Origin of the sequence: Amycolatopsis sp. NPDC050768, assembly GCF_040654155.1 — a bacterium.
Taxonomy (GTDB): Bacteria; Actinomycetota; Actinomycetes; order Mycobacteriales; family Pseudonocardiaceae; genus Amycolatopsis.
Window position 1 is genome coordinate 77069 of the sequence record NZ_JBFAHL010000024.1, and the last position, 14571, is coordinate 91639.

The 14571-nt window shown below is 70.7% G+C and carries 15 protein-coding genes; 9 read left to right on the top strand and 6 right to left on the bottom strand.

Annotated elements, in window-relative coordinates:
* The first annotated feature begins 2 nt into the window (after window positions 1-2).
* Complete coding sequence (locus tag AB0H62_RS44650) at window positions 3-1226, top strand: site-2 protease family protein (protein WP_220237840.1); 1224 nt, start codon at window positions 3-5, stop codon at window positions 1224-1226.
* 118 nt (window positions 1227-1344) lie between these two features.
* Window positions 1345-2496 carry a flavodoxin-dependent (E)-4-hydroxy-3-methylbut-2-enyl-diphosphate synthase gene (ispG, locus tag AB0H62_RS44655; RefSeq protein ID WP_220237841.1) on the top strand — a complete coding sequence of 384 codons (1152 nt, stop codon included), beginning with the start codon at window positions 1345-1347 and terminating at the stop codon, window positions 2494-2496.
* 50 nt (window positions 2497-2546) lie between these two features.
* On the opposite strand, the gene AB0H62_RS44660 is transcribed toward ispG, so the two are convergent.
* On the bottom strand, window positions 2547-2801 hold the full coding sequence (locus AB0H62_RS44660) for a hypothetical protein (RefSeq protein WP_220237842.1): 255 nt from the start codon (window positions 2799-2801) through the stop codon (window positions 2547-2549).
* Between the two features lie 75 nt (window positions 2802-2876).
* Between AB0H62_RS44660 and AB0H62_RS44665 the strand changes: the two genes are divergently transcribed.
* Together AB0H62_RS44665 and AB0H62_RS44670 are read left to right on the top strand one after the other, a co-directional pair.
* A complete protein-coding gene (locus AB0H62_RS44665) occupies window positions 2877-3701 on the top strand; it encodes an AraC family transcriptional regulator (protein WP_220237843.1) in 825 nt (274 codons plus the stop codon).
* The gene (locus tag AB0H62_RS44670; RefSeq protein ID WP_360592298.1) at window positions 3698-4096 is read left to right on the top strand and encodes a VOC family protein; all 399 of its coding nucleotides are present in this window, start codon (window positions 3698-3700) and stop codon (window positions 4094-4096) included. Before AB0H62_RS44665 ends, AB0H62_RS44670 begins: the two co-directional genes overlap by 4 nt.
* A gap of 9 nt (window positions 4097-4105) precedes the next feature.
* On the opposite strand, the gene AB0H62_RS44675 is transcribed toward AB0H62_RS44670, so the two are convergent.
* A complete protein-coding gene (locus tag AB0H62_RS44675; protein ID WP_220237845.1) occupies window positions 4106-4312 on the bottom strand; it encodes a DUF4177 domain-containing protein in 207 nt (68 codons plus the stop codon).
* Between the two features lie 80 nt (window positions 4313-4392).
* Between AB0H62_RS44675 and AB0H62_RS44680 the strand changes: the two genes are divergently transcribed.
* The 3 genes from AB0H62_RS44680 (at window position 4393) to map (ending at window position 8016) form a co-directional block, all read left to right on the top strand.
* On the top strand, window positions 4393-5247 hold the full coding sequence (locus AB0H62_RS44680) for a GNAT family N-acetyltransferase (RefSeq protein WP_220237846.1): 855 nt from the start codon (window positions 4393-4395) through the stop codon (window positions 5245-5247).
* A gap of 69 nt (window positions 5248-5316) precedes the next feature.
* Window positions 5317-7140, top strand: a complete 1824-nt coding sequence (locus AB0H62_RS44685; RefSeq protein WP_360592299.1) for a penicillin-binding transpeptidase domain-containing protein — start codon at window positions 5317-5319, stop codon at window positions 7138-7140.
* An 18-nt stretch (window positions 7141-7158) separates the two neighbouring features.
* Window positions 7159-8016: a type I methionyl aminopeptidase gene (map, locus tag AB0H62_RS44690; protein WP_354873384.1), complete on the top strand. Its 858-nt coding sequence runs from the start codon at window positions 7159-7161 to the stop codon at window positions 8014-8016.
* On the opposite strand, the gene AB0H62_RS44695 is transcribed toward map, so the two are convergent.
* Both AB0H62_RS44695 and AB0H62_RS44700 read right to left on the bottom strand, forming a co-directional pair.
* Complete coding sequence (locus AB0H62_RS44695) at window positions 8003-8974, bottom strand: SGNH/GDSL hydrolase family protein (RefSeq protein WP_360592300.1); 972 nt, start codon at window positions 8972-8974, stop codon at window positions 8003-8005. The two genes, map and AB0H62_RS44695, sit on opposite strands and share 14 nt — an antisense overlap.
* Window positions 8975-9142: 168 nt before the next feature.
* Complete coding sequence (locus AB0H62_RS44700) at window positions 9143-9832, bottom strand: FadR/GntR family transcriptional regulator (RefSeq protein WP_220237850.1); 690 nt, start codon at window positions 9830-9832, stop codon at window positions 9143-9145.
* A 49-nt stretch (window positions 9833-9881) separates the two neighbouring features.
* Between AB0H62_RS44700 and AB0H62_RS44705 the strand changes: the two genes are divergently transcribed.
* Entirely contained in the window at window positions 9882-11156 is a 1275-nt protein-coding gene (locus AB0H62_RS44705; RefSeq protein WP_255637653.1) for an MFS transporter, read from the top strand.
* A 63-nt stretch (window positions 11157-11219) separates the two neighbouring features.
* On the opposite strand, the gene AB0H62_RS44710 is transcribed toward AB0H62_RS44705, so the two are convergent.
* Both AB0H62_RS44710 and AB0H62_RS44715 read right to left on the bottom strand, forming a co-directional pair.
* Window positions 11220-12614: a mycothione reductase gene (locus tag AB0H62_RS44710; RefSeq protein ID WP_360592301.1), complete on the bottom strand. Its 1395-nt coding sequence runs from the start codon at window positions 12612-12614 to the stop codon at window positions 11220-11222.
* Window positions 12615-12690: 76 nt separating this feature from the next.
* Window positions 12691-13560: a M15 family metallopeptidase gene (locus tag AB0H62_RS44715; protein ID WP_360592302.1), complete on the bottom strand. Its 870-nt coding sequence runs from the start codon at window positions 13558-13560 to the stop codon at window positions 12691-12693.
* A 184-nt stretch (window positions 13561-13744) separates the two neighbouring features.
* Between AB0H62_RS44715 and AB0H62_RS44720 the strand changes: the two genes are divergently transcribed.
* The gene (locus AB0H62_RS44720; protein WP_354873396.1) at window positions 13745-14569 is read left to right on the top strand and encodes a serine protease; all 825 of its coding nucleotides are present in this window, start codon (window positions 13745-13747) and stop codon (window positions 14567-14569) included.
* The last annotated feature ends 2 nt before the right edge of the window (window positions 14570-14571 follow it).

Consider the following 14571-nt stretch of genomic DNA (forward strand, 5'->3'; position numbering starts at 1 on the left):
GCGTGCTCGCCTACATCATCGGGGTGGTGCTGTTCGCCCTGGGCATCTGCATCTCCGTCGCGCTGCACGAGGCCGGCCACATGGTCACGGCCAAGATGTTCGGCATGAAGGTCCGCCGGTACTTCATCGGCTTCGGGCCCACCATCTTCTCGTTCCGCCGCGGCGAGACCGAGTACGGCGCGAAGTGGATCCCGCTCGGCGGGTTCTGCGACATCGCCGGCATGACAGCGCTCGACGAGGTGACCCCGGACGAGGCGCCGCGCGCAATGTGGCGGTTCAAGACGTGGAAGCGCACCGTCGTGATGTCGGCGGGCTCGATCACGCACTTCATCCTCGGCTTCATCGTGCTCTACCTGATGTCGATCACGATGGGCCTGCCGAACATCGCGGCCGCGTCGGAGCCGGTGCAGCCGGTCATCCAGAGCACGTCGTGCGCCCGCCCGGCCACCACCACGCAGCAGTTGAGCGACACCTCGTGCCCGCCCGGCGCGCCGACGCCGGCGGCGACGGCCGGGATCAAGGCGGGCGACAAGATCGTCTCCGTGGCGGGCAAGCCCACCGCGAGCTGGACCGACGTGCTGCAGGTCGTGCAGGCCGCGAAGGGCCCCACGCCGATCTCCGTGCAGCGCGGCGACAAGACCGTGAACCTGGTCGTGGACATCCCGCGCGTGCAGCGGATGGGTACCGACGGCAAGGTGCACGAGGTCGGCATGATGGGCGCCTCCACCGTGATCCCGCCCGCGTACCTGCACTACAACGGCCTCACCGGCATCGGCGCCACGTTCTCGTTCACCGGCGACATGTTCGCCCAGACCGCGCAGCGCCTCGTGGAGTTCCCTGAGCGCATCCCGGCCGTGGTCAGCGCGATCTTCGGCGGCGAGCGCGACCCGAACACCCCGGTCAGCGTCGTCGGCGCGAGCCGGATCGGCGGCGAGGCCGTGGAGCGGGGGCTGTGGCAGATCTTCTTCTTCCTGCTGGCCAGCCTTAACTTCTTCATCGGCGTGTTCAACCTGCTGCCGCTGCTGCCGCTGGACGGCGGGCACATCGCCGTCGTCTGGTACGAGAAGGTGCGCGACTGGCTGCGCGGCCTGCGCGGCAAGGCGGCGGGTGGACCGGTCGACTACACCAAGCTTTCGGCCGTCACGATGGTGCTCGTCGTCATCGGCGGCGGCATCACTCTACTGACGGTCACAGCGGACATCGTGAACCCGATTCGCTTGCAGTAACCGGTCCCACCGGTCGGGTCACTACCCGGCCGGTGGGCCCCCGACCGGGGGTAACGCTGCTCACCGTGACGGTTGACTTCGTTGAAGCAGGGCCGGATGGAGTAGGTAGGCTGAGGACGTGACCGTCGCGCTAGGTATGCCCGCACTGCCGCCCCCCGTCCTCGCCGAGCGCCGCAAAACCCGCCAGCTCCACGTGGGTTCCGTCGGTGTCGGCAGCGACTTCCCCATCTCCGTCCAGTCGATGACGACGACGCTGACCTCCGACGTCAACGCCACCCTCCAGCAGATCGCCGAGCTCACCGCCGCCGGCTGCGACATCGTCCGTGTCGCGTGCCCGTCCGCCGACGACGCCGAGGCGCTGCCCGCGATCGCGAAGAAGTCGCAGATCCCGGTGATCGCCGACATCCACTTCCAGCCCAAGTACGTGTTCGCCGCCATCGAGGCCGGCTGCGCCGCCGTGCGCGTGAACCCGGGCAACATCCGCAAGTTCGACGACCAGGTCAAAGAGATCGCGCAGGCCGCGAAGGACCACGGCACGCCGATCCGGATCGGCGTCAACGCCGGTTCGCTGGACAAGCGGCTGCTCGAGAAGTACGGCAAGGCCACGCCCGAGGCGCTGGCCGAGTCGGCCATGTGGGAGGCCTCGCTCTTCGCGGAGCACGACTTCCACGACATCAAGATCTCGGTCAAGCACAACGATCCGGTCGTGATGGTCCGCGCCTACGAGATCCTCGCCGAGCAGTGCGAGTACCCGCTGCACCTCGGCGTCACCGAGGCCGGGCCGGCGTTCCAGGGCACGATCAAGTCGGCCGTCGCGTTCGGCGCGCTGCTGACCCAAGGCATCGGCGACACCATCCGCGTGTCGCTGTCCGCGCCGCCGGTCGAAGAGGTGAAGGTCGGCAACCAGATCCTGCAGTCGCTGAACCTGCGCCCGCGCAAGCTGGAGATCGTGTCGTGCCCGTCGTGCGGTCGCGCGCAGGTGGACGTCTACACGCTCGCCGACCAGGTCACGGCCGGTCTGGAGGGCATGGAGATCCCGCTGCGCGTCGCGGTCATGGGCTGCGTCGTCAACGGCCCCGGCGAGGCCCGCGAGGCCGACCTGGGTGTCGCGTCCGGCAACGGCAAGGGCCAGATCTTCGTGAAGGGCGAGGTCATCAAGACCGTGCCCGAGCACGCGATCGTGGAGACCCTGATCGAAGAGGCCATGCGCATCGCCGAGGAAGCCGGCGAGGGCATCGGCGAGGGTTCGCCGAGCGTCACGGTCGGCTGAGTTTTCGGCTTTTGTGAAACCGGCCCCGCCTTTGTCGCGGGGCCGGTTTTTCAGCCCTGCAGATGGTGCTGGGCGGCGTCCTTGATCTGCATGCGCACGTTCTCCAGGGCCGCGGCGACCTCGTCGATCTGCTGGCTGGCCAGCTGGATCGCGCCCTGGATGGACGTGGCGGTGGACGTCTCGCCGAGCAGCCCGAGCACCTGCGACTGGAGGTCCTCCAGCTCGCCCTTCGTCGCGAGGGCGATGCCGGTGGGCACCGAGTCGGCCAGCAGTTCGAGCTGCTGGGCCTGCTCCTGGATCGTCACTCCCGCGTCCTTTCTCCGGTGGCCCCCGCTGTCCGTGGTAGCAGAAACCGGTGCTTCGCGGCCTACGCTGGTCAGGTGAGTCACAGCTGGGCCACCCGCTTGCCGCACCCGGTGCTGCGGCCGCTGGTCACGCGCTACATCGGCTACGCCCAGGACGACGTCACGTTGTCGGTTCATCGCGGCCTGCCGTCCCGGCACGTGACGCTGATCATCAGCCTGGAACAGCCGATCCGCTTCGCCGGCCTGCCCGGCGAGGGCACCCTGCAGGCCCTGGTCGGCGGGTTGCACACCTCACCCGCGCTCATCACGCAGGACCGGGTGCAGCGGGGCCTGCACGTGGAGCTGGACCCGCTGGGCGTGCGTTCCCTGCTCGGCGTGACGGCGGCTGAGCTGAGCGGGCGGGTTGTGGACCTCGCCGAGTTCGGCCGGCCGTGGGCGCTGTTGCCTTCGCGTCTTTTCGAAGCTGCGGATTGGCCTTCCCGGTTTGCCGTGCTGGACGAGGTGCTGGCTTCTTCGGCTGCTTCGGCGCCCCCTCCGGCTCCTGAGCTGGGGGAGGCTTGGCGGCTTCTGCGGGTGCGTTCGGGCGGTGTGCGGGTGACGGACCTGGCTTCTTCGGTCGGCTGGAGCCGGCGGCATTTCGGTGAGCGCTTCCGCGCGGAGGTCGGCCTGGCCCCGAAGCAGGTGGCGCGGGTGTTGCGCTTCGAACGCGCCGGTCGTCTGTTGCGAGCGGGTTCGCCGGACCTGGCCTCGGTGGCTGTCGAGGCCGGCTACTACGACCAGGCGCACCTGTCGAACGAGTGGCGGGCGTTGGCGGGATGCTCGCCGCGGACGTGGATCGCTGAGGAGCTCCCGTTCCTCCAAGACGACTCGGCGCCCCCGGAACCAGACTCGGGGGCATGACACCTCAACCGACAGTCTGGCCCGCCCTTCGCTACGACGACGCCCCCGCGGCCGTGCGCTTCCTCGTCGACGTCCTCGGCTTCGAGGAAACGCTGGTGGTCCCCGGCGGCGCCGAGCGCGCCATCGCCCACGCCGAGCTCCGCTGGCCCGAAGGCGGCGCCGTGATGCTCGGCAGCACCGGCGGCCCCGCCGACGAGGTCCACGACGCCATGAAACCGGGCACCGGCGCGGTCTACGTCGTCTCCGACCACGTGGACGCCATCCACGCCCGCGTGCGCGCCGCCGGCGCCGACATCACCCTCGACCTGCACGACACCGACTACGGCTCGCACACCTTCAGCCTGCGCGACCCGGAGGGCAACAGCTGGACGATCGGCACCTACCGGGGAGCGTGAGGCGGGCGCCTACTGAACCGGTCGTTCGAAGGTCACCAAGAGCCCTTCCACGGAGCCGGGGCCGACGCGGCCCTTCACGTCGGCGGAGGTGATGGTCTTGAGCTGCCAGCCGTCGGCGGCATGGTCGTTGAGGACCTTCTCGAGCCGGTCACCGGACATTTTGCCGCCCATGAGCTTCTCGCGGAGTTCGACGACCTTGTACGTGTAGCGCTGCATGTGTCCGATTGTGCCGTTCATCTGAGCGTGTCGGTGGGCTTGCGTTCCGTTCATCCGCGTCATCTGGCACTCTGGACACTGTGTTGCGGCTTGCAGGTGCACGGCTGCTCGACGATCGGGACTACCCAGCGGTGCGCGCCGCGCTGGCCGCCGACCCGGTGAGCAGCTGCATGGTCAGCGCCAGGGTCGAGGCCGCGGGCCTCGACCCTTGGCGGCTCGGTGGCGAGCTCTGGGCCGCCGACGGCCGCCCGGGGCGGTCCACACGGTTCCAGGGGTTGTGTTTTGCCGGCCCGAACCTGATTCCGTTGCGCGGCAACGCGTCGGCCTTGCGGTCGTTCGCGGACCGGGCGTTGCGCAGGCAGCGCACGTGCTCGTCGCTCGTCGGGCCTGCCGAGCAGGTGCTGGGGTTGTGGGACGAGCTTTCGAGCGAGTGGGGGCCCGCGCGCGAAGTGCGGGGAGACCAGCCGCTGATGGCGCTCGACGGCAGCCCGCACGTCAAAGCCGACCCGCACGTGCGCGCGGTGCGGCCGGACGAGCTCGACCGCTATCTGCCCGCAGCCGTGGCGATGTTCATCGAGGAGGTGGGCGTCGACCCGCGCAGTGGCGACGGCGGCGCCAGCTACCGCGCCCGCGTGAGCGAGCTGATCGCCACCGGACGGGCGTTCGCCCGGTTCGAAGACGGTGAGGTCGTGTTCAAGGCCGAGATCGGCGCGATGTCGGCCGGCGTCGGCCAGATCCAAGGCGTGTGGGTGCACCCGGCGCGCCGCAGCGGCGGCCTCGGCACCGCGGGCACGGCCGCGGTCGTCAACCGGCTCGTGCACGGCCTCGGCCGCACCGCGAGCCTCTACGTGAACGCGTTCAACGCACCCGCGCTCGCCGCGTACCGCCGGATCGGGTTCCAGCAGGTCGGCCAGTACGCGACCGTCCTGTTCTGAACCTGATTCGCCCTTCCGGGTCGGCGTTTCGGCCCCGGACCCGCCCGCCGGGCTGGTTCGATCCGACGCATGGCACCTGGTCGGCACCCGCACCGTCGACACCGCGCAGCGGCCCTGACCGCCGCCGTCGCGACCGTCCTGCCGCTCGCCGGCTGCGGCCTGTTCTCGTCCGACGGCCCGGAAGACACGCTCGCCGCCTTCCTCACCGCCGTCAGCTCTGGTGACGTCGCCGGGGCCGCCGCGCGCACCGACTCGCCCGACGCCGCGAAGACCCTGCTCACCCAGGTCCGCGCCGCGCTCAAGCCCGAGTCGATCGAGGCGACCGGCGAGACGGTGAAGCAGTCGGGCGACAACGCCACCGGCGGCTACCGCCTCACCTGGCACCTCCCGAAGGGCCGCAGCTGGAGCTACACCTCCGACGCGCAGCTGCGCTCGGCCGAGGACGGCTGGCAGCTGCACTGGCAGCCCACCGTCGTGCACCCGCAGCTGGCGCCGTCGCAGAGCATCGCGATCGTGCCCGATCCGGCCGAGCCCGCGCCGGTCCTCGACCGCGACGGCTTCCCCCTGCTGCGCCCGCAGACCGTGATCGGCGTCGTCGTGGACCCGGCGAAGACCGGCAACACCACGGCCGTCGCCAGCAAGCTCGGCTCGGCGCTGCACCGCTTCGAGCCCACGGTGACCGGCCGCTCCGTGCTCGACGGCATCAAGGCCACCAAACCCGGCGCCTCCTACCCCGTGCTTTCCTTGCGCGACACCGACTACGAGCAAGTCAAGCCCACCATCTACGACCTGCCCGGCGTCCGCTTCACGAGCCAGGAACGCCTCCTGCCCGACGACCGCGACACCGGCCGCCAGATCCTGCCCGCCCTGCGCTCGATGGTCGAACAGCAAGCCGCGGGCGGCGCGGGCTGGCGGATCGTCTCGCTCGACGTCACCGGCAGCGAGGCCAGCGAGCTCTACGCCGTGCCGCCCAAGGACTCGCCGGCCGTCACGAGCACGCTCAGCACCCACGTCCAGACCGCCGCCGAGAAGGCCCTCGCACCGGTGAAGACCGCCGCCGCCATCGTGGCGCTGCAGCCGTCGACCGGGCAGCTGCTGGCGGTCGCGCAGAACGAGCCCGCGGACGAGCAGGGACCGCTCGCGCTCACCGGCCGCTTCCCGCCGGGGTCGACGTTCAAGATCGTCACCGCGACGGCCGCGCTCACGGCCGGCCGCGTGAAGGTCGACTCGCCGGTCGCCTGCCCGGGCACGGTGACGTTCGCCGGCCGCGTGGTGCCCAACGAAGGCCGGTTCGACCTGGGCACGGTGCCGCTGGCGAAGGCGTTCGCCCAGTCGTGCAACACGACGTTCGCCCAGCTTTCGGGCGACCTCTCGCCGACGGCGCTCACCGACGCCGCGCGCTCGCTCGGCATCGGCGCCGACTTCGTGATCCCCGGCCTCACGACCGTCACCGGGTCCGCGCCGCAGGCCGATTCCGTGGTGCAGCGCGCGGAGAACGGGTTCGGGCAGGGGACCGTGGTCACGAGCCCCTTCGGGATGGCGCTCGCCGCCGCGGCCGTGCAGTCGGGAAAGGTCCCCTCGCCGTCGCTGGTGCGCGGCCGGCCCGCCAAGGTGAGCGGTCTCGGCCCGGCGCCGCGGCCGGACGTGCTGGACGCCGTGCGCTCGATGATGCGCGACGTCGTCACCACCGGCACGGCCACCGCCCTGCGCGACCTGCCCGACGTGCGCGGGAAGACCGGCACGGCCCAGTTCGGCGACGGCACGCACTCCCACGGCTGGTTCGTCGGCTACCAGGGCGACCTGGCGTTCGCGGTGCTGCTCACCGACGCCGGCTCGTCGAAACCGGCCGTCGACGCCGCTCACCGGTTCCTCGCGGGCGTGGCCGCGAAGTGACGTCGTAGTCTGGAGGGCATGTCCGTTCGTGCCCCGTTGAAGCCCGGCGTCCAGACTCCGCGCCGCGCCGTTCCCGCAGACATCGCCCGCCCCGAGTACGTCGACCGGCCGGCGCCGAAGCGAGACACCGGCAACGGCGTGCGCACGCCCGAGGTGATCGAGGCGATGCGCGTGGCGTCGAGGATCGCCGCGCAGGCGCTCGAGGAGGGCGGCAAGGCCGTCAAGCCCGGCGCGACCACCGACGACATCGACAAGGTCGTGCACGAGTTCCTGCTCGACCACCACGCCTACCCGTCGACGCTGGGCTACCGCGCCTTCCCGAAGTCGTGCTGCACCTCGCTCAACGAGGTGATCTGCCACGGCATCCCCGACTCGACCCTGATCGAGGACGGCGACATCTGCAACATCGACGTCACCGCTTTTATCGGCAGCGTCCACGGCGACTGCAACGCCACCTTCCTCGCCGGCGACGTCTCCGAGGAGGCGAAGCTGCTCGTCGAGCGCACGCGCGAAGCCACGGCGCGCGCGATCAAGGCGGTGCGCCCCGGGCGGCAGCTGAACGTGATCGGCCGCGTGATCGAGGCGTACGCGAAGCGCTTCGACTACGGCGTGGTCCGCGACTTCACCGGCCACGGCGTCGGCCCGGCGTTCCACACCGCGCCGACGGTGCTGCACTACGAGGAGCCCTCGGTCCACACGCTGATCGAAGAGGGCATGACCTTCACGATCGAGCCGATGATCACCCTCGGCACCATCGACTACGACGTGTGGGACGACAACTGGACCGTGACCACGAAGGACAAGAAGTGGACGGCCCAGTTCGAGCACACCCTCGTGGTCACGGCCGACGGCGCGGAGATCCTCACGCTCCCGTGAGGTGCGCGGTCCGGGCCAGCTGAGCCGGGTCGGCCTTGCTGCGCGGAGCCGGTGCCTTGGTGCCCTTCGCGGGCACGCCGAGCGCCTGGGCGATCAGCTTCGCCTCGGCCTCCATGCCGGAGCGGAACGGGTGGTAGGCGACGGCTTCGAAGAGGTTCGTGCTCTGGCCGTTGACCCACGCTTTGCCGCCGGCGCACGCGTCGTGGCCGAGGCTGGGGCTGTAAGTGTCGAAGAAGTGCACGCCTTCGCTGCGCGCCGCTCCTTCGATGGCGGCGTTGAGCTTCTGCTCGATGCTGTCTGCCCACGCGTAGTCGCCGTCGGCGAACGGGATCACGCTCGGGCACGTGCCCGTGGGCGGCAGCAGGCGCGGGTAGCCGACGAGCACGATCGTCGCGGCGGGCGCGCGGTCCTTCACGCCTTGCACGACCTTCGCGACGTTGCGGCCGGTCGCCTGCACCGCGCCGGCCATGGTGTCGACGCCGTTCACGGTGTAGTGCGCCTGGCAGGGCGCACCGGTCGGGTCGTCGGCGCGCAGCGTCGGGCAGGTGCCGGTGAGGTCGCCGAAGACGCTGTCGTCGTTGCCGCCGATGCCGATGGTGACCAGGTCGGTGTCGGCGTGCAGCGCGTCGAACTGCGGCTGCTGTGTGGACAGCGGAATGCTCGGCGACGGCGTGACCTGCGGCTGCGTCATGTTCGACGTGTCGGCCGACGAGCAACTGACGTCGGTGAACGCGCCGTCCGCGTCGTAGATCCCCAGCCGCGTCGCGAGCCAGGACGGGTAGTTGTTGTTCGAGCGGAAGCACCAGCTGGCCTGCTGCCACGGGATCAGCGGCCCGGCGGTGTACGAGTCGCCGAGGGCGACGTACTTGCGGAACGACGGAGTACTGGCGGCCGCGGCGGCGGCACCGGCGACCAGCCCGGCGACCACGAGCAACACGACAAGGGGCGAACGGCGCACGGGCCTGACCTCTCCGTCCGACGGATGGTGATCAGACTTTCGCGTGGTCCGGACAAGTCCGCAACTTATGTGAGTCACTTTCACGTTCAAGAGTCCCGCGGGTGGGGGAGGCCCCTCGGCCGGGCCGGGAACCGGCGGTGACATCGGGGGAGCGGTGTCTAGGAGTCCCTAGTCCGCCGTTTGTCCGCTTTCCTCGGCCCGCGCCAGGATTTCGTCGAGGAAGTCGCCGGCCGCCTGGGCTGCGCGGGCCGGGTCGCGAGCTTCGATGGCGTCGACGATGGCGCGGTGCTGGGCGATCTCGGCGTGGTCCGGGTGGTCGTAGGTGGACGCGACACTGGCGGTGATCGCCTCCATCAGGCCGCGGTAGAGCTCGAACAGCAGGCCGTTGTGTCCACATCGGACGATTTCGAGGTGGAACTCCGCGTCGGTGCGGGCGAAGTCGTCGACGCGGCCGTCGAGCTGGTCGGTGTCGCGCTGTTGCAGCAGCACGCGCAGACTCTCGACCTCGGTGTCGGTGCGGGCGGTGGCGGCCAGGCGCGCGCCTTCGACCTCCAGGGTGCGGCGGACCTGCAGGACCTCGCGCAGCTCGGTGCCGCACAGGCGCCTCAGTGCGCCGGAGACCTCGCTCGTGGCGCGGACGTACGTGCCGTCGCCCTGGCGGACTTCGAGGATGCCGGTGTGTGCGAGCGCGCGGACAGCCTCGCGCACGGTGTTACGCCCGACGCCGAGCTGGGCGACCAGCGCGGGCTCGGTGGGGATGCGCTGTCCGACCGGCCATTCCCCCTGTGCGATCGCGTCGCGCAGCTGGTCGATGACCTGGTCGACCAGGCCCGCGCGCCGGGTGGTGGCGAGAGGCACAGGATTAATCCCTTCATCCAATCATCCTATGTATGCGATAGTAGCGGACGTGTCCGTCGATTCCTGGGATCCCACCCCACGCCCCGCCTCTTACTCCGACCGCCTCGAGCTCGAACTCGAAGGCGGCATCGAGGAAGAGACGCCTGGCGGCGTGCGCCGGCCCGGGGTGATCGCGGGTGGCGCGCTGCTCGCCGTCGCCGTGGTGCTCACGGCGCTGAACCTGCGCCCGGCCATCACGAGCGTCGGCCCGCTGCTCGCGGAGATGCGCGGCAGCCTCGGCGCGTCGGCGATCTGGGCGAGCGTGCTGACGACGTTGCCCGGCCTGTGTTTCGCCGGCGCGGGCCTCACGGCGCCGCTTCTTTCGCGCCGGTTTGGCATCGGCTCGGCGATCGGGTTCGCGCTGGCGGTGCTCACGGCCGGGCTGGTACTGCGCGTCGTCGACGGTCAGCTCGTGGTCCTCGGCGGCACCCTCGTCGCGACGGCCGGCATCGCGCTGATCAACGTCCTCATCCCCGTGGTGATCAAGGACTCCTTCCCGGCGCGCGTCGGCATGATGACCGGCGTCTACACGGCCGCGCTGCAAGGCGGCGGCGCCGCGGGGTCCGCCGCGAGCCCACCCCTGGAGACGGCGTTCGGCGGCTGGCGCCTGTCGCTCGGCTCGTGGGCCGTGCTGGGCGCGCTCGCGCTGGCCGTCTGGCTCTTCGCCACGCGCGGCACCGGCCGCGCACCCAAGCCGGCCGCGTCGACCGGCGGTGGACGGTCGCTCATGCGCAGCCCGCTCGCGTGGATCGTCACGATCTTCTTCGGCCTGCAGTCGTTCATCGCTTACGTGGTCATGGGCTGGCTCCCGCAGGTTTTCATCGACTCCGGCGTCAGCAAGGGCGACGCCGGCCTGCTGCTGGGCCTGATCTCCGTGATCGCTGTGCCGATCAGCCTCGTCATCCCGCCCATCGCGGCACGGCAGGGCACGCAGAGCTGGTGGATCCTCGGCATGGGCCTGTGCGGCCTGGCCGGGATGGCCGGCCTGCTCGTGGCGCCGGCCGCGTCGCCGCTGCTGTGGAGCGTGCTCATCGGCATCGGCATGAGCGTCTTCTCACTCGCCCTCACCGTCATCGCCCTGCGCGCCCGCACCGGCGCCGACACCGCGCGCCTGTCCGGCATGGCCCAGGGCTACGGCTACCTGCTCGCGGCCGTCGGCCCGTTCGTCTTCGGTCTCCTCCACAACGCGACGGGCAGCTGGTCGGTGTCGCTGATCGTGCTCATCGTGGTGATGTGCGCGCAGATGTTCTTCGGCGTCCTGGCGGGGCGTCCGCGCTACGTCTGACCCGATACGCGAAAGGCCTCCCCGCTCGGTCAAAACGGGGAGGCCTTTCGCGTATCGAGATTCTCAGTCCAGCGGCAGGTTCAGCAGCGCGTTCTCGATCAGCTCCGGCATCGCCGGGTGGATCCAGTACTGGCCGCGCGCCATGGTGTGGGCGTCGAGGCCGAAGCTCATGGCCTGGATGAGCGGCTGGATGACCGACGAGGCCTGCGGGCCGATGATGTGCGCGCCCAGCAGCTGGCCGGTGGCGGGGTCGGCGAGGAGCTTCGCGAAGCCCGTCGTGTCCTCCATGGCCCAGCCGTAGGCGATGCCGGCGTAGTCCTGTTTGGACACGACGTAGGACACGCCGCGAGCGCGCGCGTCCTGTTCCGTCAGGCCCACCGAGGCGATCTGCGGCGAGGTGAAGATCGCGTGCGGCACGAAGCGGTGGTCGGCCTTGATGCGGTCGTCCGGGTGCAGAAGGTTGTGTTGCACCACACGGCTTTCGTGGTTCGCGACGTGCTTCAGCTCGTACGGCGACGACATGTCCCCGAGCGCGTAGATGCCCGGCACCACCGTCTCCTGGTGGTCGTCCACGGCCACGTGGCCGCTGGCCTTCGTGGTGACGCCGGTGGCCGCGACGTCGAGCACGTCGGAGTTCGGCGTACGGCCGATAGCGACCAGGATGAGGTCGCTCTCCAGCGTCTCGGCGCCCTGCGGGCCTTCGAGCTCCAGCACCGCACCGGTGGCTTCGCGGTGCGCGCGCAGGATCTTGCGGTCACGGCGCAGGTCGAAGCGTTCCGCGGCCAGCTCGGTGAATCGGGCGCTCACGTCCTCGTCTTCGCCGCGCAGCATCGCGCCCGAGCGAAGGACCACGGTCACGTCCACGCCGAACGACGCGAACACGTGCGCGAACTCCGCCGCGATGTAGCCGCCGCCGAGGATGGTGATGCGGCGGGGCAGCGCGTCGAGCCGCATGATCGTGTCGGAGGTGTGGTAGCCGGTCTCCTCGAGGCCCGGGACGTCCGGCACGACCGGGCGCCCGCCTGCGGCGAGCACGAAGCGGTCGGCCGTGAGCACCTCGTCGGGCCGCCCGTCGGTGAAGCTGACGCGCAGCTCCTTCGTTCCGGTGAAGCGGCCTTCGCCCTGGTAGACGTCGACGTTCTTGTTGTCCTCGTGGTTCTTCCGGTACTCCGCGCCACCCGCGGCGATCGGGTCGATGCGCCCGAAGACGCGGTCGCGGATCTCGGGCCAGCGCACGCCCTTGAGCTCCTCGTCCACGCCGTAGTGGGAGCTGTGCGAAGGCGTCGCGGCCACGTCTGCGGCGTAGACGAACATCTTGGTCGGGATGCAGCCCACGTTGAGGCACGTGCCGCCGAACGTGCCCTTCTCGACGATCGCCGTCTTCAGGTCGGCGAAGCGCGAGTCGAGGATCGAGTTCCCCGATCCGGTCCCGACGATCACCAGGTCGTAGTGCGGCACAGTCTTCCTCCGAAAGCCGTAGAACGGGCGTTCCCCAGCCTAGTCAACTGCGCGGCCGCACAGCGTGTTCCCGCGATCAATGCCCCGTGGCTGTGAAGTGCATCCGGTCGACCGGCGAGGTCCACGCGCCGCCCCAGCTCCAGCCGACGGCGGCGAAGTCGCGCACGACCGGTCCGCCCGCGACAACCATGCCCGGCCGCACGCGCGAGCGGTCCAGGTAGGCCGACGCCAGCTCCGGCAGTACCAGCGGTCCCTTCGTGTACGGGTTGCAGAACGGGTTCACGTCCACGGCCAGCCCGTACGCGTGGGCGGACCAATTCGTCTCGCCGCGGACGGGCCGGCAGACGAAGGCGCTCGTGTCGTTGCCGTCGCCGGTGGGTGGCGCGTCGAGCTCCTCGGGGCTGGTCACGCGCATTTCTTCGAGGGGGAACCGCTGCGCGAAGAGCTTGCCGAACGCGGTGACGACGGCGTGCGCGCCGGTGCGGTTCACGAGCAGTTCGCCGGTGTGGGCGCGGCCGTCGAAGCCCCAGAAGGAGAGCGTGACGTAGCGCAGGTCCGTCGACTTCACCGGGCACCCGGCCTGCCAGGTGCTGCGGGCGAGCACGTCGGCGGGGACGGGGACGATCTTCGACGTGTAGGTGGTGCCGGCCGGCGGCGGCAGGAAGTCGCGCGTCGGCAGGGCGCGGTTCACCAGTTCGGGTGGAGTCGGGAGGATCTCGCCGAAGCCGTCGGAACGGCGGGGGAGCGGGCGTGCACCCACCTGCCAGGTGACGGGCGGGGTGCTCGTCGCTGTCCGGGTTGTCGGGAGTGCCGCGCTCGTCCGGCTCGTCGCGCTCGGTGACGGCGTTCCGGGCGGGACCGAAGGTGCCGTCGGGGCCGGCGTGCTGCAGCCGACCAGCAGGAACGTGATCAGGGTGCCGGCCGCGGCCGTCGCTCTCCGTCGCATGGAACCAGCCAATCAAACGCGCTCCGTGAGCGCTGAGTCCACCCGTTCCAGTGACACCATTTCGGGCCTGCTCCGTTTAGGGTAATCGCGGCTGCTCGTTCACGCGCCGCGATCCCGCTGCCTGCTCTTGCCGAATGTCCTTGCTTTTGCCGAATGTCCTGGTCGAATGCCGAAGGGGAATCCCATGCCCGCCAAGTTCCGCCGCCCGCTCCTTCTCGCGGCCGGGGCCCTGCTCGTGACCGCGGTGACGGTGCCGATCGCGGTCAGCACGGCGTCGGCACAGGACGCCCCCACGCCGCCCTCCGGCGCGCAGCCGCGGATCGTCGGCGGAGACGAGGCCACGCTTTCCGACCACCCGTACGCGGTGTACCTCGCCGACCAGAACGGGAACCAGTTCTGCGGCGCCGTGATCGTGAGCTCCACGGCGGTCGCGACAGCCGCGCACTGCGCGAAAGCCTTGCCCCGCACCGATGTTCGCGTCGTCGCGGGCCGCCAGGACAAGCGCACGAGCGACGGCGTGGTGCTCACCGTGTCGCGCGAGTGGGTCGATCCGGACTTCTCCGACCCGACGAAGGGCGCCGACGTCGCGGTGCTGAGCGTGCGGGGCCAGCTGCCTTACCGGCCGGCGAGGGTGGCGTCCGCGAGCGACCGCGCGGCCTACGACACCGGCACGCAGGCCACCGTCCTCGGCTGGGGCCGCGTCGCCGACGGCGGCGACCGCTCCGACTACCTGCGCAGCGCAGTCGTGCCGCTCGTCAGCGACTCCACGTGTAAGACGGCCTACGACACGTACGACCCGTCGAGCATGGTCTGCGCCGGCTACCCGGACGGCGGCATCGACGCCTGCCAGGGCGACTCCGGTGGTCCCCTCGTGGTCGGCGACACCCTCATCGGCATCGTCTCCTTCGGCGACGGCTGCGCGAAGGCCGGCAAGCCCGGCGTGTACACCCGTGTGTCGACGTACGCCGACGACATCGCGGCGCAGTCGCAGGCGCGGATCCTGGGCTGAGC

What these genes read in the sequence shown, in the direction of transcription:
- AB0H62_RS44670 (WP_360592298.1), top strand. Translation starts at nt 3,698, where the DNA reads ATGACACCTCAACCGACAGTCTGGCCCGCCCTTCGCTACGACGACGCC.
- AB0H62_RS44675 (WP_220237845.1), bottom strand. Translation starts at nt 4,312, where the DNA reads ATGCAGCGCTACACGTACAAGGTCGTCGAACTCCGCGAGAAGCTCATG.
- AB0H62_RS44685 (WP_360592299.1), top strand. Translation starts at nt 5,317, where the DNA reads ATGGCACCTGGTCGGCACCCGCACCGTCGACACCGCGCAGCGGCCCTG.
- map (WP_354873384.1), top strand. Translation starts at nt 7,159, where the DNA reads ATGTCCGTTCGTGCCCCGTTGAAGCCCGGCGTCCAGACTCCGCGCCGC.
- AB0H62_RS44715 (WP_360592302.1), bottom strand. Translation starts at nt 13,560, where the DNA reads ATGCGACGGAGAGCGACGGCCGCGGCCGGCACCCTGATCACGTTCCTG.
- AB0H62_RS44720 (WP_354873396.1), top strand. Translation starts at nt 13,745, where the DNA reads ATGCCCGCCAAGTTCCGCCGCCCGCTCCTTCTCGCGGCCGGGGCCCTG.